Origin of the sequence: Pseudomonas sp. T8 (genome assembly GCF_024610635.1) — a bacterium.
Classification (GTDB): Bacteria; Pseudomonadota; Gammaproteobacteria; order Pseudomonadales; family Pseudomonadaceae; genus Aquipseudomonas; species Aquipseudomonas chlororaphis_I.
In genome coordinates this window covers 1476966-1502847 of record NZ_CP102374.1, presented here as the reverse complement: position 1 = coordinate 1502847, position 25882 = coordinate 1476966, and the positions used below count along the sequence as shown (strand labels likewise).

Below are 25882 nucleotides of genomic sequence, written 5' to 3'. Positions count from 1 at the left end.
CTCAGCGTTGCGAATCCGCCGTCTCATCCAGCCGATCCGCCTCGACCACCTCGCTACTCTTACCCTTGGTCTTCAACTCGCTGACGATCACCGCCGCGACGATCAGCGCGCCGCCCAGCAGGGCCAGGGCCGGCAGGCGCTCGCCGGCGATGCGCCCGACCAGCCCGGCCCACACCGGTTCGCCGGCGTAGATCAGGGTGGCGCGGGTCGGCGAGACGCTTTTCTGCGCCCAGTTCATCGCCACCTGGATCGCCGCGCTGGCGGCGCCCAGGCCCAGGGCGCTGGCCAGCAACAGCCAGGAAAAGTCCGGGATGGCTTCCTGGGTCGGCACCACCATCAGGAACGACAGCACCGAGGTCGCGGCCAGCTGTACTACGGTGACCCGGCGCACATCGACCTGGCCGGCGTAGGTGCTGATCAGGATGATTTCCGCGGCGATGGCCACGGTGCTGATCAGGGTGGCGATTTCGCCCGGGCTGAAGTCCAGCGCGGCGCCGCTCGGCCCGGAGAGCAGCATCAGGCCGGTGAAGGCCAGCATGATGCCGATGCTCGGCATCAGCCCCGGGCGCTTGCCCATGAACAGCCATTGCAGCAGCGGTACGAAGGGCACGTACAGCGCGGTGATAAAGGCCGACTGGCTGCTGGGAATGCTTTGCAGGCCCACGGTCTGCAGGCCGTAGCCGAGCATGATGGCGGTGCCGATGAAGACCCCGGCCTTGAGTTCGAACAGGGTCAGCCCGCGCAGGCTGCGCAGGGAGAACAGCCCGACGATGCAGGCCGCCGCGGCAAAGCGCAGGCCGACGAAGAACATCGGGCCGCTGACGGTCATGGCGTGCTGCACGGTGAGAAAGGTCCCGCCCCAGACCATGGTGATCAGCACCAGCACGCACTCGGCTTTGCTCAGTTTGAGGAAGAAGGAGGAAGGTTTGGAGGAGTTCACCGACGTCATGCCCTTGCGCGCTACCCGGGGCGGCCGCACAATGCGCCGCGAAGTTGGGCAGTATACTGCGCAAATCCATACAGTGAGCAATATAGTGCACAAAGATCCTGGGCAGCGCGCATCCGTGCTGCAACATGTCAGTCACAACGTCCGGCGCCTGCGCCACGCCGCCGAGCTGAGCCAGAGCGCCCTGGCGGAAAGGTCCGGGGTCAGCCGACGGATGCTGGTGGCCATCGAGGCCGGTGAGAAGAATGTCAGCCTCAGCACCCTGGACCGGGTGGCCGAGGCCCTCGACGTGGCCTTCAGCGACCTGATCCAGGCCCCCGACGCCCGCGACCCGAGCCGCATCAACGAGCTGGCCTGGGCCGGGCTGATTCCCGGGAGCAAGGCGGTGCTGCTGGCCAAGGCCAACGCCTGCCGCGAAGTGGAGCTGTGGGAGTGGCGCCTGGAGCCGGGCGAGCAATACCTGTCGGAGCCGGACGCCGAAGGCTGGAGCGAGCAGCTGTATGTCTGCGAAGGCTGCCTGACCCTGGTCCTGGGCGAGCAGGAGCGGCGCCTGGACAGCGGTGAGTTCTTCATGTTCGCCAGCAACCTGCCGCATGCCTATCGCAACGATGGGGCGGTGGCGGTGCGTTTCGTGCGCAACGTGGTGATCTGAGCACTGTTGCCTGGGCAACAGTGCTTGAACATTTTGCCTGTTTTAAGTTGATTCTGTTTCTTATGAGTTCGATTCAACTTACTGATTTATAAGATTTACTGGCTTCGGCACGACTTCTGCAATCTCCCGGTCAGAACGGATCTTCCGTATTCGACAGGACCTGGAGTCGGCCATGACAGCCACCGCTCAACCCACCCGAACCGCCCATATCATTCGCTCCGACGCCGAGGCGATTGCCGTCGCCCGGACCCTGGCCGAACGTTTCGCCGTCGAGGCCAGCGTGCGCGATCGTGAGCGGCGCCTGCCGTTCGCCGAGCTCGACGAGTTCTCCGCCAGCGGCCTGTGGGGCATCACCATTCCCAAGGCCTACGGCGGCGCCGGGGTGTCCTACGTGACGGTGGCGGAGGTGATCAAGATCATTTCCGCTGCCGACTCGTCCCTCGGCCAGTTGCCGCAGAACCACCTGGGCGTGCTCGACATCCTGTTGCAAACCGCCAGCGAAGAGCAGAAGCGCTACTACTTCGCCAAGGTGCTGCAGGGTTATCGCTTCGGCAACGCGTTCTCCGAAGCCGGCAGCAAGCATGCCGGCGCCTTCGAGACCCGCATCCGCTTCAACGCCGACGGCGCGCGGATCGACGGCGAGAAGTTCTACTGCACCGGTGCCTTGTTCGCCCATATCGTGCCAGCGGTGGCGGTCGACGAACAGAACAAGGCGTTCATCGCCTTTATCGAACGGGATAACCCCGGCCTGACGGTGATCGACAGCTGGGACGGTTTCGGCCAGCGCACCACCGCCAGCGGCGGCGTCACCCTCGAGGCGGTGCAGGTGCCGCTGAGCGCGGTGATCCCGGCCCATCGCGCGTTCGACGAGCCCACCGCCGACGGGCCGATCTCGCAGATCATCCAGGCGGCGGTGGACACCGGCCTGGCAGTCGGCGCCCTGGAAGAAGCCAAGCGCCACGCCCGCCAGTCGCGGCCCTGGATCGACAGCGGCCAGGACCATGGCTGGCAGGACCCGTTCACCATCGCCGCCATTGGCGACCTGGAATGGCGGGTCCACGGCAGCGAAGCGATCCTGGAAAAAGCCGGCTTGGCCATCGACCAGGCGCTGCGCGAGCCCAACGAAGACACCGTGGCCCAGGCCTCGGTGGTGGTGGCGCAAGCCAAGGTGCTGTCGACGGAAAGCGCCTTGCTCGCCAGCAGCAAGCTGTTCGAGCTGGCCGGCACCCGCTCGGTGCTCGGCAAGTACAACCTCGACCGCTACTGGCGCAACGCGCGGACCCACACCCTGCATGATCCGGCGCGCTGGAAATACCACCTGATCGGCAACTTCCTGCTCAACGGCGTCAAGCCGGCCCGCCACGCCTGGAACTGAGGAACCGCCCATGAACGCATTGAGCCAAGCCAGCGCCCGGCAAAAGCACTCCGATACACAGCACGAGCCAAGCCACGACGACCTGCGCCGCGCCCGCGAGCTGCTGCAATCGACCCTCACCTTTGTCCGTGAACAGGCCAGGCCCTGGCCCGGCAGCGGCCTGGCCAGGGCCAGCGACGACCCTTATGTGATCAGCCGCTTTGGCGACCTGCTGATCCGTATCGAAGTCGCCGCCGCCTTGCAGGAGCGGGCGCAGGCCTTGCTCGCCAGGGAACAGGATGTCGCCGAGGTCGGCGTGGCCCAGGCCGAGGCGGCCATCGCCAGCCGCGAGGCCTTGCTCGCGGTGAGCCACGCCGAGTTCGAGCTGACCGGCCAGCGCAGCCCGCTGCCCGCCGCGCTGGATGAGCCGTTGCGCTGGAAATACCCGTTGATCGGCAACTACCGCCTCAACGGCGTGGTGCCGCCCAGTTTCAGGAGTGCGGTTTGATGTCCCGTGAAATCCGTCTCAACGCCTTCGACATGAACTGTGTCGGCCACCAGTCGCCGGGCCTGTGGGCCCACCCCCGGGACCGCTCCTGGCAGTACAAGGACCTCGAATACTGGACCGACCTGGCGCGGATCCTCGAGCGCGGCAAGTTCGACGGCCTGTTCATTGCCGATGTGCTGGGCATCTATGACGTCTACCAGGGCAACGGTGAGACGGCGATCCGCCAGGCGGCCCAGGTGCCGGTGAACGACCCGCTGCAACTGATCCCGCCCATGGCCCTGGTCACCGAACACCTGGGCTTCGGCCTGACCGCCTCCTTGTCGTTCGAGCATCCCTATCCCTTCGCCCGGCGCCTATCGACCCTCGATCACCTGACCAAGGGCCGGGCCGGCTGGAACATCGTCACCTCCTACCTGGAAAGCGGGGCGAAGAACCTAGGGCAGAAAGCCCAGACCGAGCACGACGCCCGCTACGACTACGCCGAGGAATACCTGCAGGTTTGCTACAAGCTCTGGGAAGGCAGCTGGGAAGAGGGCGCGGTGCTGCGCGACCGGGAACGGCGGATCTTCAGTGACCCGAGCAAGATCCATGAGATCCAGCACTTCGGCCAACACTTCCAGGTGCCGGGCATCCACCTCTGCGAGCCTTCGCCGCAACGCACCCCGGTGCTTTACCAGGCCGGCGCGTCGAGCCGTGGCAAGCAGTTCGCTGCCGAGCAGGCCGAGTGCGTGTTTGTCGCCGCGCCATCCAAGGTGCTGCTGAAAAAGACCGTGGCCGATATCCGTCGCCGCGCCGCCGAGGCCGGGCGCGATCCGGCGAAGATCCTGATCTTCAACCTGCAGACGGTGATCCTCGGCGAGACCGACGCCAAGGCCAGGGCCAAGTTCGAGGAGTACAAGTCCTGGGTCAGCTACGAGGGCGCCATGGCGCTGATTTCCGGCTGGACCGGCATCGACTTCAGCCAGTTCAAGCCCGATGAGCCGCTCAAGCATGTGCACACCAACGCCATCCAGTCGGCGGTGGAAGCCTTCTCCACGGCCGACCCGAACAAGGTCTGGACGCCCCATGAGCTGGCGGACTGGGTCGGCATCGGCGGCTTCGGCCCGCTGTTCGTCGGCAGCCCGGAAACCGTGGCCGACCTGCTCCAGGAGTGGGTCGAGGACACCGATGTGGACGGCTTCAACCTGGCCTATGCGCTGACCCACGAAACCTTTGTCGACGCCGTCGAACTGCTGGTCCCCGAGCTGCAGAAGCGCGGCGTGTACAAGACTGACTACGCCCCCGGCACCTTGCGCGAGAAGCTGTTCGGCGCCGGGCCGCGCTTGCCGGAGAGTCATCCGGGCAGCGCTTATCGCGATCTGGCGGCCTGGCAGCGCCAGGAGCAGCAGGTGGCCTCCATCCGGATACCGTCCCTGTAGCCGCTGCCGAAGGCTGCGATAGGTCCGGAGGACCTCCGGCGTTAGTGCAATCGCCGCGACCGTTTCGGTCGATCGCAGCCTGCGGCAGCGGCTACAGGTGCAGTGCAAACCAAAAAACCAGCCAGCGGACCACCGCACGCTTTTGCCCAAGGAACGAGGTCAGTCCATGAGCGTGCATGAACTCAAGCGTTCGCCCCCGGCGGATGCACGAACACCGGAAAACAGCGTGCTGCTGCCCGCGGCCCTGGAGCTGTTGCAGCACTGGGCGCAGGTCAGCCCGCTGGCCAGCGCGTTGCGCCACAAGCGCCACGGCCATTGGTACAACTGGCGCTGGATCGATGCCGCGCGCGATGTCGAGCGCCTGGCTGACGGCCTGCGGCAACAGGGCTTCGACGAAGGCTCGCGACTGGCGTTGAGCGGCCTGTTCGAGCCCAACCTGCTGCTTCTGGCCCTGGCCGCGCAACGGGTGGGCGGCCAGGTGCTGACCCTGAGCGACGAGCTCGACCCGCAAGCCCTGCGCCAGGCCCTGTGGAACCTGCGCCCCAGCCATGCCTTCGTGCATTCGCGCCAGCAACTGCTGCGCTGGGTCGCGGCCGGCGAAAACAGCATCGCCCCGCAATTGTTGATCGCCCATCAGGCGGTTCCGCGCCTGCCAGAGGGTTCGCGCCAGCCGGTGCTGGCCTTCAGCGACCTGCTGGGCAGCCGGGAAAAGCCCCAGCGCCAGAACCACTGGCGGCATCCGGCCCATGCCGCGCAGCTGTGGAGCGAGGAGGGCACGCACTGGCCGGAAGGCCTGAGGGTCTTGCTGCACCAGTGGCTGCACAGCGGCCATAGCCTGGCCTTCCCGGAAAGCCGCGGTTCGGCCAGCCGCGACCGCCGCGATGTCGCTCCCAGCGGCCTGCTGCTCTCGGGCCCTTGCCTGCAACGCCTGGCCGACGACATCGAAAGTCGCCTGGCACCCCCCGGCAGCTGGCGCCGCCGCCTGTGCAACTGGGCCATTGCCCAGCCGCACCGCCCCCTGCAACGGCTGCTGAAGAACCGGGTGCGCCGGCTCCTGGGGTTCCAGCGCCTGGATTACATCTGGCAGGCCCCCGGCACGCCCTCGAAATCTTCAGCGCCGGTGTGGCTGGCTGAATTCAAACGGAATATCGCATGAGCGCCGCCGACCCCATCCTGCAAGTCAACGCCATCTCCCTGTCGTTCAAGGGGGTGAAGGCGATCAACCAACTGTCCTTCGCGGTCGCGCGCGGCGAGATCTGCGCGCTGATCGGGCCCAACGGCGCCGGCAAGAGCTCCTTGCTCAATATCCTCAATGGCGTCTATCGCTTCGACGCCGGCTCGATTGTCTTCGACCGCGAGGCGTTCCAGCGCATCGACCCCTTGCGGGCCGCGCGCCGGGGCATCGGCCGCACCTTCCAGAACAACGCGCTGTTCAAGCAGATGAGCGTGATCGACAACCTGCTCAGCGGCTTGTCGCGGCATACCCGCGCCAGCTTTATCGAGCAGGCCCTGGGGTTGCCTCGGGCACGGCGCGAGGCCGAGGCCCATCGGCAGCTGGCCCAGGGCATTCTCGAGTTCCTCGACTTGCAGGCCCAGCGCGACGTGCCGGTGGGCAACCTGTCTTACGGCCTGCAAAAGCGCGTCGAGCTGGGCCGGGCCTTGATCGCCGGGCCCAGCCTGTTGCTGCTGGACGAGCCCATGGCCGGGATGAACGCCGAGGAAAAACAGGACATGGCGCGCTTCATCGCCGATATCAACCGCGACCTCGGCACCACGGTGGTGCTGATCGAGCACGATATGAGCGTGGTCATGGAGCTGTCCGACCATGTGGTGGTGCTGGACTACGGGCGCAAGGTCGGCGACGGCACCCCGGCCGAAGTGCAGGCCGACCCCGAGGTGATCGCCGCCTACCTGGGGGTGGTGCACTGATGGGCTTTTTCTTCGAAACCCTGCTCGGCGGCCTGTTGGCCGGCACTATGTATTCGCTGGTGGCCATCGGCTTCGTGCTGATCTACAAGGCCAGCGGCGTGTTCAATTTCGCCCAGGGCGCGATGCTGCTGTTCGCCGCGCTGACCTTCGTCAGCCTGCATGACCAGGGCGTGCCCTTTGTCCTGGCGCTGCTGGCGACGGTGCTGGTGATGATCGCCGGCGCCTGGCTGATCGAGCGGCTGGTGCTGCGGCCGCTGGTCAATCGTTCGCAGATCACCCTGTTCATGGCCACCCTGGGCCTGTCGTTCATCATCGAGGGCCTGGCCCAGGGGCTGATGGGCTCCCAGGTCAGGGCGCTGGACCTGGGCATCGACGACGTGCCGCTGTTGCTCGGGCCGTTGATGCTCAGCCAGTTCGACCTGATCGCCGCGGCCACCGCCGTGGTGCTGGTGACAGTGCTGGCGCTGCTGTTCAACAAGACCCGCATCGGCGTGTCGCTGCGCGCGGTGGCCGACGACACCACGGCCGCGCTGTCGATCGGCATCAACCTCAACCGCATCTGGCAGATCGTCTGGGCCGTGGCCGGCATCGTCGGGCTGGTGGCCGGGCTGCTCTGGGGCGCGCGCCAGGGTGTGCAGTTCTCGCTGTCGCTGGTGGTGCTCAAGGCTTTGCCGGTGCTGATCATCGGCGGCTTCACCTCGATCGGCGGGGCGATTGTCGGCGGGCTGATCGTCGGCGCCGCCGAGAACCTGGCCGAGGTCTACATCGGCCCGCTGATCGGTGGCGGCATCACCCCGTGGTTCGCCTATGTGCTGGCCCTGGCCTTCCTTTATATCCGTCCCGCCGGCCTGTTCGGCGAGCGCGCCATCGAGCGAGTCTGAATCCATGTCCATTCCCTTGACCCAGGCCACCGCGCCTGTGCTGTTGGTCCCGCGCCGCCTGCCCTGGGGCCTGGGCGGTCTGTTGCTCCTGGCCTTCGTCGGCGTGCCGCTGGTGGGCAACGACTATTGGCTCAACGCCATTTTGATTCCGTTCCTGGTGCTGTCCCTGGCCGGGCTCGGCCTCAACCTGCTCACCGGCTACACCGGCCAGACTTCGGTCGGCGCCGCCGGCTTCATGGCGGTCGGCGCCTTCGCCACCTACGGGTTCCTGCTGCGCCTGCCGGAGCTGGGGCTGCCCCTGGCCCTGCTCGGCGGCGGTCTGGTCAGCGCGGCGGTGGGCTGGCTGTTCGGCCTGCCCAGTTCGCGGATCAAGGGCTTCTACCTGATGGTCACCACCCTGGCGGCGCAGTTCTTCCTGGAGTGGCTGTTCGTCAAGTTTCCCTGGTTCTACAACTACGGCTCCTCGGGGACCATCTCGGCGCCCCGGCTGAGCCTGTTCGGCCACGACCTCAATACCCCGGTCGGGCGTTACCTGCTGACCCTGGCCTGCGTGCTGCTGTTGACCTGGGTGGCGCTGAATCTGGTGCGCAGCCAGGTCGGGCGCAACTGGATGGCGATCCGCGACATGGACACCGCGGCGGCGGTGATCGGCATTCCGGTGGCGCGCTACAAGCGCCTGGCGTTCGCCGTCAGCTCCTTCTACCTGGGCATCGCCGGCGCCCTGTGGGCGTTCGCCTACCTGGGCACGGCCAGCGCCAGCAGCTTCGATATCAATCGTTCGTTCCAGATCCTGTTCATCATCATTATCGGTGGCATGGGCAGCGTGGCCGGCAACTTCGTCGGCGCGGCCTTTATCAGCCTGCTGCCGATCCTGCTCAGCCACGCCGGGCAAGCGCTGTCGGGCGGCGCGGTGGATGCCGGGCAGTTGCAGAACCTGCAGAAAATCATCTTCGGCGTGCTGATCATCCTGTTCCTGATCAAGGAGCCGGAGGGCCTGATCCGCCTGCTGGGCAATCTCCGGCAACGGCTGGGCCACTGGCCGCTGCGTTTCTGAATTCCACTGCTGAGTAGAGAGAAAATATGCGTGCATCCTTGAAACGTTCCCTGGCCGGCGTCGCGGTGACGCTGGCGCTCCTAGGCAGTGCGGTGCCCGTGGCGCAGGCCGCGGCGGACCAGCAGTTCTTCCCGCTGGCCACCTACCGGGTCGGTGCCTATGCCTCCAGCGGGGTACAGGTGTGGGCCGGCATGATCGACTACCTGAACTACATCAATCAGGTGGAAGGCGGGATCAACGGGGTCAAGCTGGTCTGGCAGGAGTGCGAGACCGAGTGGACGGCGGAGAAGGGCATCGAGTGCTACGAGCGCTTCAAGAACGGCCTGGACGGCGCGCCGGTGGCGGTCTACCAGCCCAACGGCGCCCCGGCGGCCTATGCCCTGAGCGAGCGCGCCGAGATCGACAAGATCCCGCTGATCACCCTGGGCTACGGCCGTACCGAGGCCACCGACGGCACGGTGTTTCCCTATAACTTTCCGGTGATGCTGACCTTCTACAGCGAGGCTTCGACCCTGGTGAACTACATCGCCGAGCGCGAGGGCGGCTTCGACAAGCTCAAGGGCAAGAAGATCGCCACGGTCTACCACGACTCGGCCTATGGCCGGGAAACCCTCGGCCCGCTGAAGCTGCTGGCGGAGAAATACGGCTTCGAGAACATCCAGATCCCGGTGGCCGATCCGGGTAACGAGCAGTCGGCGCAATGGCGCCAGGTGCGCCAGCAGAACCCCGACTGGGTGTTCCTGCGCACCTGGGGCGTCTCGACCCCGGTGGCGGTGAAGACCGCCGCGCGCTTCGGCTTCCCGGTGGACCACATCATCGGCGACATCTGGGCCAGCTCCAGCGAAGACGTATTGCCGGCCGGCGCGGCGGCCAAAGGCTATCTGGCGCTGACGCCGTATCCGGCGGGAAGCGATTTCGACATCCACCGACGCCTCAAGCAACACATCCTCGACCAGGGCAAGAGCGACCTCAAGGATCTGAAGAATTTCGGCAGCGTGTACTACAACTCCGGGCTGGTGAACGCTGCGGTGGCGGTCGAAGCGATCCGCACCGCCCAGGGCAAGTTCGGCAAGCGCCCGCTCAATGGCGAAGAAGGGCGCTGGGGCCTGGAGCACCTGAACATCGACGACGCCCGGCTCAAGGCCATGGGTTACCTGGGGTTGATGCAGAACCTCAAGCTGTCCTGCCGCGATCACGAGGGCGGCGGTTCGGCGCGGGTACAGCAGTGGGACGGCGCCCACTGGACCCTGATCAGCGCCTGGATCGCCGCCGACCGCGCCTTGCTGCGGCCGCTGATCGACGAGAAGTCGGCGGCGTTCGCCAAGGAGAAGAACCTCACGCCACGCAGCTGCACCGGGGATGAATGACACATGAGCCAGACCGCTCCGGCCGCCACGGCCGACGACCTGTTGCAGGTGCGCGATATCGAGGTGATCTACGACGGGGCGATCCTCGCGGTGGCCGGGGTTTCCCTGGGCGTGCCCGAGGGCGGCATCGTCGCCTTGCTGGGGGCCAACGGTGCCGGCAAGAGCACCACCCTCAAGGCCATCTCCGGGCTGCTGCGCGCCGAGCGGGCCGAGGTCAGCCGGGGCTCGATCGCCTTTCTCGGCCAGGACAGCGCCGGTGTCGACCCGAGCCAGCGGGTGCGCCAGGGCATGGTCCATGTGCTGGAGGGGCGCCATGTGTTCCCGCAGCTGACGGTGGAGGACAACCTGCGCAGCGGCGGTTTTGTCCGTGGCCTGAGCCGCCGGGAGCTGGCCGCCGACCTGGAGCGCATCTACGCCTGGTTCCCGCGCCTGAAGACCAAGCGCGGCACCCGGGCCGGGCTGACCTCGGGCGGCGAGCAGCAGATGGTCGCCCTCGGCCGCGCGCTGATGACCCGGCCGCGCCTGGTGCTGCTGGACGAGCCGTCCATGGGCCTGGCGCCGATCATCGTCCAGGAGATTTTCGAAATCGTCGCGCAACTCAATCGCGAGGCGCGGGTGAGCTTCCTGATCGCCGAACAAAACATTAATGTGGCGCTCAAGTACGCCTCCAGGGCCTACGTGCTCGACACCGGGCGCGTGGCCTGGTCCGGAACGGCCGACGAGTTGCTGGCCCGTGGCGATCTGCAGGACTTCTACCTAGGCAGGCACTGACCCGTGAGAACCCCATGAGCCAAACACCCAACGGACAGGCGAGCGGCGCCACCCGTGATGCCGATGTACTGATCGTCGGCGGCGGTCTGAGTGGCGCCTTGCTCGCCGCCCAACTGCTGCGCCTGCCGGGCCGCCGCCAGGTGCGGGTGATCGAGCCGCGCAGCGAACTGGGGCGCGGCGAGGCCTATAGCGCCGTCGAGCTGGGCCACACCCTGAACGGCAACGCCGCGCGCATGAGCGTCGACCCGGACAACGCCGACGACCTGACCCAGTGGCTGAGCGACTACCTCGCCGGCGGCGGCTGGCCCGAGTCGGAGCAGCAGCCGGTGCCGGTCAGCGAGCTGTTCCCGCCTCGCGGGATCTTCGGCCTCTATGTGCAGCAGCGGCTGGCCGAAGCCCAGGCGATCGGCGCCTTGCAGGGCTCGACGGTGACGCATGTGCGCGCCGAGGCGGTGGATTTGCAGGCCGACGCCGAGGGTGCCTGGTTGACCCTCGACGACGGCCAGCGACTACGCGGCGCCTTTGCCGTGCTGGCCACCGGCATGTTCCCGGCGGCGCGCACGCCGCAGACCGAATCCAGCGGCCTCAACGCCGCCGCGCTGGACCCCTGGGATGTCTCGGCCATGAGCCGGCTCGACCCGCAGGCGACCGTGCTGATCATCGGCTCCGGACTGACCATGGTCGACGCCGTGGTGTCCCTGGAGCAGGCCGGGCATCGCGGGCCGATCGAGGTGTTCTCGCGCCACGGCCTGTTGCCCCATGTGCGGCGCCAGCCACCGGCCTGGGTCGATTTCCTCGCCGAGGACCCGAGCATCCGCACTCCGCGCCAGCTGTTGCACGAGCTGCGTCGCCAGTGCCGCCAGGCGCTGGCGGACGGCGTGGACTGGCAGGCGCCGCTGGACACGGTGCGCGCGCATATCGGGCGCTTGTGGAGCCAGGCCACGGATGGGCAGCGCCGGCAGTTCGTGCGCCATGTGCGGCCCTGGTGGGAAAGCCATCACCACCGTTCGCCGCCGCTGAGCGCCGAGCTGGTGGCGCGTTTGCATGGGGAAGGGCGGCTGCGCATCCATGCCGCCTCGTTCAAGGGCTTGGAGCCTTCGGCGGATGGGCGCCTGGCGATTGGCATCCGTCGCCGCGGCGAGACGCAAACCAGCTGGGTCGTGGGGGATGCGTTGATCAACTCCAGCGGCATCGAATACGACTGGCGCCGGGTGGCCCGACCGTTGCCGCAGCAGCTGCTGGCCCGTGGCCTGATCCAGCCGGGACCGCTGGCCCTGGGGATCCGCGCCGACGCCGGTGGCGCGGTGGTGGATGCCCAGGGGCAGGTCGCCAGCCGGCTGTTCGCCATGGGCCCGCCGTTGCGCGGCATGTGGTGGGAAAGCACCGCGGTGACCGATGTGGCCAGCCAGGCCAAGGCGTTGGCGGCGCGGTTGGTTGCATTGGCATAACAACGCCAACCCCCTGTAGGAGCGAGCTTGCTCGCGAAGCGTTGGGTCAGACACACCGCGTTGTTTCTATCGCGAGCAAGCTCGCTCCTACAGGCATGGCGGTGGGGTTTTAAAGGGGCCCGACACTCACCCAACGCTGCTCCCGCGCCGCAACCCGGATCGCCGCCGCCAGCCGCTCCACCTGCCAGGCTTCCGCGAAATCCGTCCCGCCTTGCCCCTGGCCGCCAAGCGCCATGATCAGTTCATGCACCTCCAGGGTCTTCAGCTCGTTGTAGCCCAGCTGATGCCCCGGGGCCGGGCTGAAGGCGGCGTAGCCGGGCAGGGCGGGCCCGGCCAGCAGACGCTGGAAGCCGCTATCGCCGATACGGTACAGGCGCAGTTCGTTGAGGCGCTCCTGGTCGAAGGCCAGGGTGCCGCGGGTGCCGCTGATCTCGAAACTCAGGTGGTTCTTGTAGCCATGCTTGAGCCAGCTGCTGCTGAAGGTCCCGCGGGCGCCGCTGGCGAAACGCAGCAGGGCGTGGGCCTGGTCGTCCACGGCGATCGGGCGCTGTTCCTGGCTGCCGGCGCTGGCCGGGCGCTGGTGGTGCACGGTCTGGCTGTCGGCGCAGACCGCCTCGACCTCACCCAGCAGATAACGCGCCATGGCCAGCAGATGGCTGCCCAGGTCGGCCAGGGCGCCGCCGGCGTGTTGTGGCTCGCAGCGCCAGGAGAAGGGCGAGGCCGGGTCGGCCATGAAGTCTTCGCTGAACTCGCCCTGGAAGCTGACGATCTGCCCCAGTTCGCCGCTGTCGATCAGCGCCTTGGCCTGCACGATCATCGGGTTGTGCTGATAGTTGTAGCCGACCCGGGTGACCACCCCGGCGGCCTGGGCCGCTTGCTGCATCTGCTGCGCCTGCTCGACGCTGACCGCCAGGGGTTTTTCGCAGTACACCGCCTTGCCGGCCTTCAGCGCGGCCATGGCCATGGGGAAGTGCAGGTGATTGGGCGTGGTGATCGCCACCAGATCGACCCTGGGGTCGTCGATCAGCCGTTGCCAGTCGCTGTGGGCCCGGGCAAATCCCCAGGCCGCGGCGCAGTGTTCGGCGCGCTGGCTGTCGGCATCGGCCAGCGCCGCCAGGTGCAGGCGCACCGGCAATTCGAATACCGCACTGACATTACGAAACGCCAGCGCATGGGCCCGCCCCATGAAGCCGGTGCCGATCAAGCCTATTCCAAGTTCACCCATAGCCGGACCTTTCAGAATTCTTATTGTAGGGAGTGCTATTTATGGAATAAAAATTCGGTAATTGCAATCTGTGGAATAAATTTTCAGTGGCGCGCCGCTGACGGCCAGGGCTTGGTTGAGTGTGGTTCTCTGCTGGGTGCTGAGTGGGCTCAATTGAGCCAGCCAGTGGTGAAAGGCTTGCGTATGCATGAAAGGTAGACCTCCTGGGTGGATGCCTACCTTTCAGACGTGTTCTGGCAACAGGCTATTGAGGCATAGTTTTTTTATGTCTCGGCCTCGGCTCCGCATGCCCTGGTCACATCAAAAGAGCCTGTTCCACAGGCGTTTGGCCGCATTCGGCTGTTCCGCCCGCTCGCCGGTCGATTGAGGTGCCGAGGGCGGCGGTGAAGGCCGCGCAGCGGACGGGCGCGGCGCCTGGCCACTGCGTTTACGCTGCTCATGCTGGTCCCGGAGTGCGAGTAGTTCGGGGCTGTCCGGACGGGCTTCCAGGCCATGCTTGATATAGGCCCGCGCCAGGTCGCGATCACCCTTGGCATACGCGCTTTCGCTCATCTCGGCGTAGAGCAGCGCCACCTGGTTCAACCCGGCCAGCGCCTGGGCGTTCCCCGGCTCCAGGCCGAGCATCTGCCGGTAATAGAACACCGCGCTGTCATCCTCGGGTTCCAGCAGGTGTTCTTCGGCGATGCGCTGCTCGGCCAGTTGCCGGTAGCCGGCGATCCGCGCCGCGGCTACCCGTTGCAGTCCTTGCCGGGCCTGCGCGCTGGCTTCGTCGAGCTGCAAGGCCTGGTTGAAGAAATACTCGGCATTGTCCTGCGCCGGCTCGACCAGCTGGCCCGCCGCCAGGCGCTGTTCGCCACGTGCCAGCAGCTCGCCGATCTCGAACCGCTGCTGCAGGTACAGGCCGGTGCCGCTGGCAGCGCCGAGCAGCAGCAGGCCGCCGAGTGCCCACAGCGCCAGGCGCCTGTTCGGGCTGCGCCGGCGGGCGGGCTCGGGCTCCGCCTGGGGCGGCGCAGGATCGACCAGGGCCGGCGCGAAGCGGGTAGATTCCAGCGCCACCTCGCTGGGCTCGTCCGGTTCGTCCGGTTGCTCTGGCTGGTCCAGCTCATCGAGTGCCTGCAGCAGCGCCCGGCAGTCGGCGAAGCGCTGGTTGGGGTCCTTCGCCAGCATCCGCTCGAGCACCGCCTTGTACGGGCTGATGTGCGCCGGCAAGCTCGGCGCCGGCATCTGCACGTGGTTCATCACGGTCTGGGTATAGCTGGCGCCGCGGAACGGATTGGTGCCGATGAGCATCTCCAGGAAGATCACGCCCAGGCTGTAGATGTCGGTGCGGATATCCAGCGGTTGGCACTGCGTCTGTTCCGGGCTGCTGTAGGCCGGGCTGCCGACCGCGATCCCGAGCCCGGTGAGCTCGCTGTCCATCTCCAGCGCCTTGGCGATGCCGAAATCGGTGATCACCACCGTGCCGTCGCTGCGAAAGAGGATGTTCGCCGGCTTGATATCGCGGTGGATCAGGCCCTGCTCATGCACCACGGCCAGGCCGGTGGCGATCTGCCGGACGATATCCAGGGCGCGCGTCGGCTCGAACACCTCGCCCTTGTGCCGGGCCAGGTCGCCGCCGCCGACGAACTCCATGGCCAGGTAGTAGCGACCATCGGCCAGTCTGTTGATGTCGTGGATGGTGATGATCGTGGGGTGGTGCAACGAGGCGACGATATGCCCCTCGCGGATGAAGCGCTTGCTGAACGCCTCGTCATTGGCGTTGAGCAGCACCTTCACCGCCACCTTGCGGTGCAGCGACTCTTGGGTTGCCAGGTAGACTTCGGCCATCCCGCCTTGGCCAAGCCGGCTATGCACGCAGTAGCCGGGTATCTCGGGTAATCGTTCGTCCATGAAAGAATCCGTACGCAGCCGCTGATTGAGGTATCACCGATACTGTCGGGCCGGATGTCACCCGTCGGATCAGGTCTCTAATGAATTAAGAGCGGGGAACTTTTCCGATAGTTCCCGGCTCGCCGTCTGCCGCCGTCCTGGCGTTTTGTACTGCGCCTGGCTGGGCAGAACCCCGGCCTGTCGGGCCGAATGTCACCCGTCGGGGCTCTAATTGATAAGAGCGGGGAACTTTTCCGATAGTTCCCGGCTCGCCGTCTGCTGCCGTCCTGGCGTTTCGCGCTGCGCCTGACTGGGCAGAACCGTGGCTTATCGGGCCGTCAGGCCAGGCTCAGAGCGTGCCGAAGACCTTCTGCGCCAGGCCGGCGGCGAGGGTGCTGATGCGGAGCATGGGACGATCCTTCTGGCGGTGAGCGATGCCATGAGCTTAGCGGAGCAGGCGCTGACGCCAAACCCCGGGCGCCGGGTCGAGTGCGCAATGCCGGCATATGAGCCTATCCTGGGGCGCTGCAAGCGACCGCCGGCGGTCGTTCAGCGGCGCTTCGTAGCCCACGGAGGTGAGCCACATGTCACGAATGGTTTCGCTCCTGGCGTTGCTCGGCGCCTTGTACCTGGCGCTCTGCGTCGCGGCGTGGGGGTTGCAGCGTTCGCTCATCTACTTCCCCCAGCCCCGCGCCATCGCCAGCCCCGCCACGCTGCTCAGGCTGCCGGTCGCCGACGCCGAGGTGCTGGTTTCCGTGAGGCCCCACGACGGTCCGAAGGCGTTGCTCTACTTCGGCGGCAACGCCGAGGACGTGTCCCTCAACCTGCCGGAGTTTGCCCGGGCCTTTCCCGAGCATGCACTCTACCTGCTGCACTACCGAGGCTATGGCGGCAGTTCCGGATCGCCCTCCGAGGCGGCCATCGCGGGCGATGCCATGGCCTTGTTCGACAAGGTGCAAGCCGCCCACCCGCGTATCGTGGTGGTCGGGCGCAGCCTCGGCGCGGCTGTCGCCGTGCGCCTGGCCAGCCAGCGTCCGGCATCGCGCCTGGTGCTGATCACGCCGTTCCACAGCCTGCAGGAGTTCGCCGCCAGCCAGTTTCCCTTTCTTCCGGTGAGGTGGCTGCTGCGGGACAAGTTCGAATCCTGGAAATACGCACCGCGCATCGCCGTGCCGACTTTGCTGATCGCCGCCGAACACGACGAAGTCATCCCGCGTTCGAGCACCGAGACGCTCTATGCGCATTTCGCCCCCGGCGTGGCCAGGCTCGAGGTCATCCCGGACGCGGGGCATAATTCGATAGACGCGAGCCCGCGGTTCCTGGAACTGCTCCGCAGCGGGCTGTGAGCGCGCCGGCTTATGCCGGCTCCTCGCGCCTGTCCATGGCCACCTGGCGGATCGGCAGGCGGATCTGCGCCGACAGCACGCGCTTGGCGGCGCCTTCGGCCAGCTCGCCGAGCTGCGGGTGCTGGCTGAGCTTGCCGGCTTCGTCCTGGCGCGGCACGCGCTGGTCGAGCAGGCCCCGCGACCATCCCCAAGACGCTCAGCTTTGGCTTGGCAATGCGGGCAGAGCTGCAAGGCCGGCAAGCCATCCAGCGCTGCTGACGGCCGCGAACTCTGCAGGGCTTGGTTGAGTGGTTCTCTGCTGGGTGCTGAGTTGGCTCAATTGAGCCAGTCAGTGGTGAAAAGCTTGCGTATCCATGATCGGTAGACCTCCTGGGTGGATGCCTACCTTTCAAACTGGTTCTTGCAACAGGCTATTGAGACATCGCCAATAAAAAGGGTGCAATGAACAGTCATTGCACCCATGGGCCGATCACCCGAGCAGGGTCAGAACTGGAAGGTGAACCCCAGGTTGACCGCGCTGCCACCGCCATGGCCGGACACCAGCCCGGTGTAGTTCAGCGACACCAGGGTGTCTTTGCTCATGGCCATTTCCGCAGCGGCCTTGACCACCGCGCCATCGCGAGACATCGGCACGCCGTTCACCGCAAAGGCCGTCGCACTGCCGGCAAATTTCAATGAGGTTTCACGATCCAGGTCGCCGTACTGGTGTTCCCAGCCCAGCTCGCCACGCAAGGTCACCGAGCGGGTGGCGCTCACCGGCAATTGCGTATGACCTCGCAGGCCAAGGGTCGAGAGCGTGGCGTCCTGGCTTTGCTTGCTGCCATGCAAGGCTGCTGCACCACCGCGTTCCTTGAACGAGTCGTTCTGGAAGTTGATGTAGCTGAGGTTGGCGAAGGGTTCGAAAGCCGCCCACCGGGTGTAGCCGATTTCGCCGAACACCTGATCGGTACGCGCGTTGTAGTTGGCTTTTTCATGGCTCGACTGGTTGCCGTACGTCACGTCACGGGAAGTGTCGAAGCGGTGCCAGGTGGTGGCTCCGCCGAGGCGCAGGGCGATGCTGTCGAAACGTTTGCCGCCATAGATCGACAGGTGATAGTTGTCGCTGTCGGCGGAAGTCCTGGAGGCTCCGTTCAGATCGGTTCGGGTGTAGCCGGTTGCCGCCCCGACGCACCAGCCATCGCCGACGTCGGTGTCCAGGCCGAGCAGGACGCCGGTGGTGGAGGTGCTGTAGCGCGTGGCGTTGTGATCGGCGTCGACTTGCCTGTGGCCGCCGAGCAATTGCACCCAGCCACCATTGCTGCTGGCCTGGATATCCCTATCGATATCCAGGGCCTGAGCCTGTTGCAGGCGGCCGTTGACTGCGTCACGCAGGTAACGGCTGTCAGCGATCTGCGCAGCGGCGATGTCGGCGTGCACCTGGCCATCGAGCTGGTTGAAGGCTTGTCGCGCCAGTTCCGCCGAGTCGGAGGCCAGGATGCTCTCGTACACCGGGTTACCTGCGTTCAATGTGTCGATGGCGCTGGCGACGGCACGCTCGTTACGGGTCAAGGCTACGCTGGCGAACGCGGTCTGGTTGCGGTAGATGCCCAGGTTCAACTGGTTCGGCTGGTAGTCCAGGCGGGTGTCGAGGAACAAGAAGCTGGGGGCGACGGCAGCGAACTGGCCGTTGATACCCTGGCTGGCGCTGAGGATGTTGAACTGCTGGCCCAGGTAGCTGCTGGCCTGGGCCGCAGACAGCAGGTTGGGGCTGTTTTCCATGGAGAGGGTGACCTGTCCGCCGTTGAGAGTCGCCACGCCCGTGCTCTGGATAGTGTCGGTCTGCCCGTTGGCGGCGATTTCCACCGCGTACACCGAACCCGGGTTGAACGTAACGTCGCCGGTGTGCAGGGTGCCGACCGAATGGCCGGGGGCCACGGTACCGCCGTTGTTCACCAGCAGGGTGCCGATGCTGCCGTTACCCGCCAGGGTGCCGCCGATACGGGTGATCACCTGGTTATTGGCATCGACGGTGCCCACGGCGCTGCCATCGACCGTCACGCTGGAGGTCAAGCTGCCGTCCACCGAGAGCTTGCCGCCACGGACCCAGGTACTGCCCGAATAGCGGCTCTGCCCGTCGAGTACCAGTTCCCCATCCCCGGACTTTGTCAGGCTGCCGACATAGGTCTGGCCGGTCAGCGGGTCCAGGCCGCGGGTCAGCGTTGCCTGTTCCCGGGCCATGCCGATCTCGTACTGGAATTGATCGTCCGCCGAGGCCCCGGCCGGCAGACCGTTGACCCAGCCTTTTTGCTGCTTGATCGCGCTCCAGGTGGCCTGTTCGGCAGCGTCTTCACTGCGTCGGGCACGGATCGCTTCGTCGGAGATGTCGTTGGCCCAGATATCGCGGGTGCCGGCGGGCAGCGCCACGGCCAGTGCGCCGACGAACTGTCCCGGGCCCTGCATGGCCTTTTTCAGGTTGGGCAGGCCCCAGCCGTTGACCACGCCTGGCACCTGCGGGGTGCCGGGAGCGGCGTCGTGCACCGGTTGCAGGTTGTCGTAGGTGCGTCCGCCCGTCCGGTCGCCGACCGGGGTGTCCGGGCCGTCCGGGGTTTGCAGGGTGGAGGTGGTCAGCAAGACATCGCGGGCCTGGCTCGCGGTCATGTAGGGAAAGCGCTGGATCACCAGGGCCAGGGCGCCGGAAACGCTGGGGGCGGCCGCCGAGGTGCCGTTGGCGTTGGGGATGATCTCGCCTTCCGGTCCTGCGGACGGAATGCCGGAAACCCCCATGACGCACCACCACTTGGAGGTGCCGCAGCGGTTGTAGACCTGGGCGCCGCTCTCGTCATAACCGGTGATGGACAGCCACTTGGATTCCAGGTCCGGCTTGAAATAGGGGAGGTTGGCGTTGGTGTCCGGGTTGGCGCCATGGCTGTCGTTGCCGGCGGAGATGATCTGGATGAACGAGTACTGCCGGCCGGCGTCGGCCATGGCATCCATCCAGGTCTTCTGGCCCGCGTGGGCCTTGTCCCAGAACGGCCGGTAGGCGGCGGTCATGTCCCTGAGGATAGCCTGCGGGCTGTCGCCGACCGTGCCGAAGTGGTTCTCTACGTCATTACGCGAGTTCTGCCCCCAGCTCTGGTTGACGATCGACACTTTTTTCGCCGCCAGCGCGTCGTAGCTGGCCATGAAGGCGTTGTAGTCGAGGTCGTTGGAGCCTTGATAACGGTCGTTGTCGCTGCCGCCGGTGTTGGCCACGAACAGATTGGCGTCGAAGGCGATGCCGTGCATGCCGGTACCATTGCGACTGGCCGCCAGTACTCCGGACATTTCCGTGCCGTGGCCGTCGTTGAAGCTCGGGTCGTACTCACCCGGGATACTGAAGTGCTCACCTTTGTGGAACTCGCCGGCCGGCACCTCCAGCCGATAGCGCGGATGGGTTGCGTAGTATTCGCCGGTAGAGGTGACCGCCTGCACACGGTTTTCGCCTGCGGCGTTCTTGCCCTGGAATTCCGAATGTTCACTGAGGATGCCCGAGTCCAGCACGCCGACGTTTACTCCTTTCCCGGTGATACCCAGGGCATAGGCGTAATAGGCGTTGGTCCGGTCCAGGCCGGAGTTGACCTGGGCTTCCGGAGTCTTCCAGGTTTGCGCGTTATTGCTCCAGTTGCCGGTCGCGGCGGACCATGACTGTCCGGCATTGAGTTGTTTGTGCAGGTCCGTGGCCACACCCGGCTCTATATAGGTATAAGGTTGGGCCGCCGGCAGGTTGGTAATAATCGCTTGGGCGAAGTCGAATATGTTCTGGGTATAACGGCCAGAGTTGCTGAACAGGCGACTTTTATAGCGATCCAGATTGTTGTTGTAATCAAGTGGCTTGCTCGTATCGCCGAGCATTGCACTGATCGACAGGTTTTCCGCCTGCAATTCGTAGTTCTGCTGGAGCAACGAGTCGAACTTTGTCGATTGTGCGGCAAACTCTTTGGCTGCCAGGTCCAGGGTATTGCCTACACCAAAACGCAAGTTGGTATACACGGCGCTGCCCGGCGCGAATGACGCAGCGGCGTTCCTGAACGCAGCCTCCAATACCTGGGGTGTATAGGGCGAACCGGTGGGCGGATTATCTGCCAGAGCCATCTGGCCCTGACCCAGCCACAAGGCGATGGCCATTGCGACAGGGCTCAGGGAAGCCGGTTTTAAACGGTTGCTGCGTTTTCCTGAATCGATACCTGCTACGTCCATGTTCCTTTTCCTTGAGATATGTCCTTGGTCGAAACTGATGTTTCGATCTCTTGTAATAGGCAGGGTGTAAATGATGGGCTGAAACAAAGGTGCTGCTTGGAAGCACGTGGTGTGTTTATTGTTTTTACTGAGCAATAGGGAATTCAGTCGCGGTTATCGTTACTGTATCGCTTGATACTCACTAGGTGGTACATATTAAGAAGTCGACAATCAACGAGTTGTCAGTTGTTGATCCTCAAGTTGTTTTTCTTTAAGGCGCACATCGGCCTCCGCTGTTTTCAAACAATGGTTTTTCACATGAGTGGTGTTGCAGAAAACTAACTGCGAGAGGGTTATAGCATGACAAATGAGCTTGTAACAAAATATTTATAGAGTGCTACGAACTTGATACCAGAACTGTGACAGGTTTGGTTTTCTGTTTGAGAAAGGTTGGGGCGAGGTATGGGGGGCGGGCACTAAAAAGGCAGCCCGCAGGCTGCCTTTGTTGTACGGCGAGGATCGCTCAGGACAGGAAACCGCCGTCCACATTCAGCGATACGCCCGTGGTGTAGCTCGAGGCGTCGCTGGCCAGGTAGAGCACGGCGCCGGCCATTTCGCTCGGGTCGGCCACGCGCTTGAGGGGGATCTGCGCCAGGGCGGTCTTGAGGATGGCGTCGTTCTTCACCAGCGCCGAGGCGAACTTGGTGTCGGTCAGGCCCGGCAGCAGGGCATTGCAGCGGATGCCGAACTGCGCGCATTCCTTGGCGAAGACCTTGGTCATGTTGATCACCGCCGCCTTGGTCACCGAGTAGATGCCCTGGAAGATGCCGGGGGATACGCCGTTGATCGAGGCCACGTTGATGATGCTGCCGCCGCCGTTGTCGCGCATCAGCTTGCCGGCTTCCACCGACATGAAGAAGTAGCCGCGGATGTTGACGTCGACGGTCTTCTGGAAGGCGCCGAGGTCGGTGTCCAGCACGTTGCAGAACTGCGGGTTGGTGGCGGCGTTGTTGACCAGGATGTCCAGGCGCCCGAACTGTTCGCGGATGCCGGCGAACACCTGGCTGATCTGCTCCATCTCGCCGATATGGCAGGCGATGGCGGTGGCCTTGCCGCCAGCGGCGATGATGGCGTCGGCCACATGCTGGCAGCCTTCGAGCTTGCGGCTCGAGACGATCACATGGGCGCCTTGCTGGGCCAGCAGCTTGGCGATGGCTTCACCGATGCCGCGGCTGGCGCCGGAGACGAAAGCGATCTTGCCGTCGAGGTCGAACAACTGAGTCTTGGACATGGTTTTTCCTTATTGTGTGCCTGGCGCCGGGACGATCAGAGGCTGGATTTTTGGATGATCTGCAGGCTCATCTGCTCCAGCAGCTTGTTCATGTGGATGAACTGCGCGAAGCGTTTGTCCTGGGTCTGGCCATGGAAGAAGCGGTAGTAGATCTGCTGCACGATGCCGGCCAGGCGGAACAGGCCGTAGGTGTAGTAGAAGTCGAAATTGCCGATCTGGATGCCGGCGCGCTCGGCGTAATAGTCGACGAACTGCTGGCGGGTCAGCATGCCCGGGGCGTTGCTCGGCTGGCGGCGCATCAGTTGCACCGGCGCCGGGTCGCTGGCTTCGATCCAGTAGGCCAGGGTGTTGCCCAGGTCCATCAGCGGGTCGCCCAGGGTGGTCAGCTCCCAGTCCAGCACGCCGATGATCTGCATCGGGTTGGCCGGGTCGAGGATCACGTTGTCGAAGCGGTAGTCGTTGTGCACGATGCTGGAGGTCGGGTGATCGGCCGGCATCTTGTCGTTGAGCCAGGCCTTGACCGCTTCCCACTTGGGCGCGTCGGGGGTCAGGGCTTTCTCGTAGCGGTCGCTCCAGCCCTTGATCTGGCGTTGCACATAACCTTCGGGCTTGCCCAGGTCGCTCAGGCCGCAGGCCTTGTAGTCGACGCGGTGCAGCTCGACGAACTTGTCGATGAAGCTCTTGCACAGGGCTTCGGTCCTGGCCGCGTCGAAACCCAGCTCCGGCGGCAGGTCGGAGCGCAGGATGATGCCCTTGACCCGCTCCATCACATAGAACTCGGCGCCGATCACCGATTCGTCGGTGCAGTGCACATAGGCTTTCGGGCAATACGGAAAGCCGTCCTTGAGCTGGTTGAGGATGCGGTATTCGCGGCCCATGTCGTGGGCCGACTTGGCCTTGTGGCCAAAGGGCGGGCGGCGCAGGACGAATTCCTGCTCCGGGTATTCCAGCAGGTAGGTCAGGTTCGAAGCGCCGCCCGGAAACTGGCTGATCTGCGGGGTGCCGGTCAGGCCCGGAATATGTGCCTTGAGGTACGGATCGATCAGGTTGGCATCGAGTTCCTCGCCGGAGCGAGTACGGGTGGACTGGTCAGTAAGCGCCATGCTTATCCCTTCTGCTTATTCTGGAGGCCAGAGATTATTGACTAATCTAATGCGCCCACCTGAGCGCCACAATCGCCGAAGGGCTTTATAGGTGAGCGTGTTGCCGGACAATCATTGCTTTTGATACAAGCGTTTGAATGTGCCCGGCTTCACTCTAGTCCAGATCGCGGGGCCTGAATGAGCATTCCGACCGGGCTCGCGCATCGACAGCCGGTTGCTGCGCTGCGGCATGACCTGCACAGCGCCGCGGGCGCCTTTGGTAGCGCGCCTGGTTCAGTTCGGCGCAGGCAGGGCGATGGGGGTCAACAGCGGCTGGCCGCTGAAATGGGCGACGAGGTTCTTGCCCACCAGCTCCACCGTGGCCTGGGTCGCTTCCGGCGACAGCCCGGCGACGTGCGGCGTCAGCACCACATTGTTCAGGGTCTTCAAGGCATCCGGCACCCGCGGCTCGTCGTCGAACACGTCCAGGGCCGCGCCGGCGATGCTGCGTTGCTCCAGGGCCTGCAGCAGGTCGGCGGTATTCACCACGCTGGCGCGGGCGATGTTCACCAGGAACCCCTCCGGGCCCAGGGCCTGCAGCACGGCTTTGTCGATCAGCTGGCGAGTGCCCAGGCCGCCGGGCGTGGCGACTATCAGGAAGTCCGAATGCCGCGCCAGTTCGGTCGGGGTCGGGCAGAAACTGTAGGGCACGTCGCTGCGGATCTGCCGGTTGTGGTAGCTGACGCTCATGTCGAAGCCATTGGCGCAGCGCTTGGCGATGGCCAGGCCGACGGCGCCAAGGCCGAGGACACCCAGGCGCTTGCCGGCCAGGGAAGGGCGCATGACTTTCGGCCATTCGCCGCGTCGCACGGCGGCATCGGCGCGGGGAATGTCACGCACCAGGGACAGCAGCAGGGCCATGGCGTGGTCGGCCACCGACGAGGCGTTGACCCCGGCGCCGTTGCTCACCGCGATCCCGCGGTTGCTCGCCGCTTGCAGGTCGACCTGCTCGTAGCCAGCGCCGATCACACAGATGATTTCCAGGTGCGGCAGGGCGGCGATTTCTTCGGCGGTCAGGCCCAGCGGGCCGCGGGTGAGCACGGCGTTGATCTGCCCGGCATGGGCCTTGATGGCGGCCGCCCGTTCGCTGGGCGTCGGCGCGAGGATCAGGTGGAAGCCCTGGTTTTCCAGGATCCACAGGTAGTCATTGATGGTTTCGACGAGGACCAGAACGGTGGCGGGCATGCGTGTCTCCTGAAGGACTGAAGAGGGACGGACGGCGTACGGCACATCGACGACAACCGGCGTACAGCTCCTGGAGCTGCTGTACCGTGATAAACCACTCAAGCGCTCAAGATTGCGGATTGCAGGGCACTTTGGCAAGGCGCAGTCGCGGGTTTTTCCCGCGGCTGCGGCCTGGAATGCATCGCCGTCCTCAAGGGCCTGATCGCCGGCAAGCCTGGCTCCTACAGAAGCAGCGGCGATCACGGTCTCGCGCCTGACATGGCTTCTGTAGGAGCGAGGCTTGCCCGCGATGACGGACTGGAGGGCACCACTGCGCTCAAGGGCCTGATCGCCAGCAATCGAGCGTCGACCGGCCGTTCCTACAAAGAGGGCATTCAGAAGCGGATATCAGCAGTTTTCACTCGCCGGACAAAGGCGCCGTCCAGGGTCGCGTTGTGGTGCTCGATGATCGCCCGGGCCGGCAGCGCCGGGGTGTCCATGCAGGTATGGGCATCCTCCACCAGCACGGCGGCGAACCCCAGGTCCAGGACGGCGCGGCAGGTCGCGTCGATGCAGTACTGGGTCTTCATGCCGACAATCACCAGCTCATCGATCTGCTCGGCCCGCAGCTGTTCGGCCAGCCCGGTGCCGACAAAACTATTGGGGCGGGTTTTGTCCAGCCGCTGGTCGCTGGCCTCGAGCTGCAATTGCGGCAGCAGTTGCCACGGCGCGCTGCCGGCGGCGATGGGCGAACCTTGCGGGCCGGTATGGCGTACGGCGATCACCGGCGCGCCGGCCTGCCGGGCGCGGTGGATCAACTGGTTGATGTTGTCGAGCACGCGCTGCCCCTCGAAGGGCTGCTCTGGTCCGTGAAACAGGCCGACCTGCATGTCGACGATCAGCAGGGCGGGGCGCTGGGCCTGGGGTGACGGCATGGTGTTTCTCCTTGTGAGCCAGCTGGACGGAGAAACAAAAGGCCCCGTCCATTGCTGGCGGGGCCTTGGGTTCGACTGCGCTGTTGTCAGCTCATGCAGCGACCACACGACCCGCCGGAAGCGGTCGTGGTGGTAGTGCGGGTGAGGCGGCGCGGGAAAGGATTCATGGCGCCGATCATGGGGCCGGGGTTCGCGCACTGTCAATCCGAGGGGATGCTGGTTTGAGTGTCCGGGCATTGGCGGTTTTCAGCCGTCGGGCGAAGGCGCCGAAGGCCTGGTGCCGCTTTTTGCAGCGCTGCATCAGCGAGCCGGGCGGGCGGGTAATCGAAGGGCGCCGTGGGCTACGCTGAGCTTGCTTGAGTGTCTTGAGCGGATGCGGGCAGCGCTC

19 protein-coding genes and 3 pseudogenes are annotated in these 25882 nt (G+C 65.4%); 12 read left to right on the top strand and 10 right to left on the bottom strand.

Annotated features, from left to right (window positions below; genetic code table 11):
* Position 1: 1 nt before the first annotated feature.
* Positions 2-1019: pseudogene (locus NRG23_RS06505) on the bottom strand (DMT family transporter).
* A gap of 15 nt (positions 1020-1034) precedes the next feature.
* Here NRG23_RS06505 and NRG23_RS06500 point away from each other — a divergent pair.
* The 11 genes from NRG23_RS06500 to NRG23_RS06450 all read left to right on the top strand — a co-directional run bounded on the left by NRG23_RS06500 (position 1035) and on the right by NRG23_RS06450 (position 12328).
* Positions 1035-1598, top strand: a complete 564-nt coding sequence (locus tag NRG23_RS06500; protein ID WP_009048491.1) for a helix-turn-helix domain-containing protein — start codon at positions 1035-1037, stop codon at positions 1596-1598.
* 172 nt (positions 1599-1770) lie between these two features.
* Positions 1771-2973, top strand: a complete 1203-nt coding sequence (locus NRG23_RS06495; RefSeq protein WP_041986615.1) for an SfnB family sulfur acquisition oxidoreductase — start codon at positions 1771-1773, stop codon at positions 2971-2973.
* A 10-nt stretch (positions 2974-2983) separates the two neighbouring features.
* A complete protein-coding gene (locus NRG23_RS06490; protein WP_016701805.1) occupies positions 2984-3460 on the top strand; it encodes an acyl-CoA dehydrogenase in 477 nt (158 codons plus the stop codon).
* Positions 3460-4878, top strand: a complete 1419-nt coding sequence (locus NRG23_RS06485) for an LLM class flavin-dependent oxidoreductase (RefSeq protein WP_257374081.1) — start codon at positions 3460-3462, stop codon at positions 4876-4878. The genes NRG23_RS06490 and NRG23_RS06485 overlap by 1 nt, the downstream gene beginning before the upstream one ends.
* Before the next feature lie 166 nt (positions 4879-5044).
* Positions 5045-6034, top strand: coding sequence for an AMP-binding protein (locus NRG23_RS06480; RefSeq protein WP_257374080.1), 990 nt, complete (start codon positions 5045-5047; stop codon positions 6032-6034).
* Entirely contained in the window at positions 6031-6807 is a 777-nt protein-coding gene (locus NRG23_RS06475) for an ABC transporter ATP-binding protein (RefSeq protein ID WP_257374078.1), read from the top strand. Before NRG23_RS06480 ends, NRG23_RS06475 begins: the two co-directional genes overlap by 4 nt.
* On the top strand, positions 6807-7688 hold the full coding sequence (locus NRG23_RS06470; RefSeq protein ID WP_009048497.1) for a branched-chain amino acid ABC transporter permease: 882 nt from the start codon (positions 6807-6809) through the stop codon (positions 7686-7688). Before NRG23_RS06475 ends, NRG23_RS06470 begins: the two co-directional genes overlap by 1 nt.
* 4 nt (positions 7689-7692) lie before the next feature.
* The gene (locus NRG23_RS06465) at positions 7693-8742 is read left to right on the top strand and encodes a branched-chain amino acid ABC transporter permease (RefSeq protein WP_053268799.1); all 1050 of its coding nucleotides are present in this window, start codon (positions 7693-7695) and stop codon (positions 8740-8742) included.
* 26 nt (positions 8743-8768) lie between these two features.
* A complete protein-coding gene (locus NRG23_RS06460) occupies positions 8769-10109 on the top strand; it encodes an ABC transporter substrate-binding protein (protein ID WP_257374075.1) in 1341 nt (446 codons plus the stop codon).
* A gap of 3 nt (positions 10110-10112) precedes the next feature.
* Complete coding sequence (locus tag NRG23_RS06455; protein WP_081361879.1) at positions 10113-10880, top strand: ABC transporter ATP-binding protein; 768 nt, start codon at positions 10113-10115, stop codon at positions 10878-10880.
* 14 nt (positions 10881-10894) lie between these two features.
* Entirely contained in the window at positions 10895-12328 is a 1434-nt protein-coding gene (locus tag NRG23_RS06450; protein WP_257374072.1) for an FAD/NAD(P)-binding protein, read from the top strand.
* A 109-nt stretch (positions 12329-12437) separates the two neighbouring features.
* Here the strand turns inward: NRG23_RS06450 and NRG23_RS06445 are convergent, their stop codons facing one another.
* The 3 genes and pseudogenes from NRG23_RS06445 to NRG23_RS06440 form a co-directional block, all read right to left on the bottom strand.
* A complete protein-coding gene (locus tag NRG23_RS06445; protein ID WP_257374071.1) occupies positions 12438-13553 on the bottom strand; it encodes a Gfo/Idh/MocA family protein in 1116 nt (371 codons plus the stop codon).
* Between the two features lie 87 nt (positions 13554-13640).
* Positions 13641-13742, bottom strand: a pseudogene (locus NRG23_RS32785) (IS1595 family transposase); the annotation flags it as partial.
* Positions 13743-13853: 111 nt separating this feature from the next.
* Positions 13854-15443, bottom strand: a complete 1590-nt coding sequence (locus NRG23_RS06440; protein WP_257374070.1) for a serine/threonine-protein kinase — start codon at positions 15441-15443, stop codon at positions 13854-13856.
* A gap of 563 nt (positions 15444-16006) precedes the next feature.
* Between NRG23_RS06440 and NRG23_RS06435 the strand changes: the two genes are divergently transcribed.
* A complete protein-coding gene (locus NRG23_RS06435; protein ID WP_053268804.1) occupies positions 16007-16768 on the top strand; it encodes an alpha/beta hydrolase in 762 nt (253 codons plus the stop codon).
* Positions 16769-16778: 10 nt separating this feature from the next.
* Here the strand turns inward: NRG23_RS06435 and NRG23_RS06430 are convergent.
* The 6 genes and pseudogenes from NRG23_RS06430 to NRG23_RS06405 all read right to left on the bottom strand — a co-directional run.
* Positions 16779-16940 (bottom strand): annotated as a pseudogene (locus tag NRG23_RS06430) (hypothetical protein); the annotation flags it as partial.
* A gap of 311 nt (positions 16941-17251) precedes the next feature.
* The gene (locus NRG23_RS06425; RefSeq protein WP_257374066.1) at positions 17252-20983 is read right to left on the bottom strand and encodes an autotransporter domain-containing protein; all 3732 of its coding nucleotides are present in this window, start codon (positions 20981-20983) and stop codon (positions 17252-17254) included.
* A gap of 502 nt (positions 20984-21485) precedes the next feature.
* A complete protein-coding gene (locus NRG23_RS06420; RefSeq protein ID WP_009048507.1) occupies positions 21486-22253 on the bottom strand; it encodes an SDR family oxidoreductase in 768 nt (255 codons plus the stop codon).
* A gap of 35 nt (positions 22254-22288) precedes the next feature.
* Positions 22289-23356: a phosphotransferase family protein gene (locus NRG23_RS06415; RefSeq protein WP_257374064.1), complete on the bottom strand. Its 1068-nt coding sequence runs from the start codon at positions 23354-23356 to the stop codon at positions 22289-22291.
* A 273-nt stretch (positions 23357-23629) separates the two neighbouring features.
* Positions 23630-24580, bottom strand: a complete 951-nt coding sequence (locus NRG23_RS06410) for a 2-hydroxyacid dehydrogenase (protein ID WP_038631825.1) — start codon at positions 24578-24580, stop codon at positions 23630-23632.
* A gap of 374 nt (positions 24581-24954) precedes the next feature.
* A complete protein-coding gene (locus NRG23_RS06405) occupies positions 24955-25494 on the bottom strand; it encodes a cysteine hydrolase family protein (protein WP_257374062.1) in 540 nt (179 codons plus the stop codon).
* Positions 25495-25882: the final 388 nt, after the last annotated feature.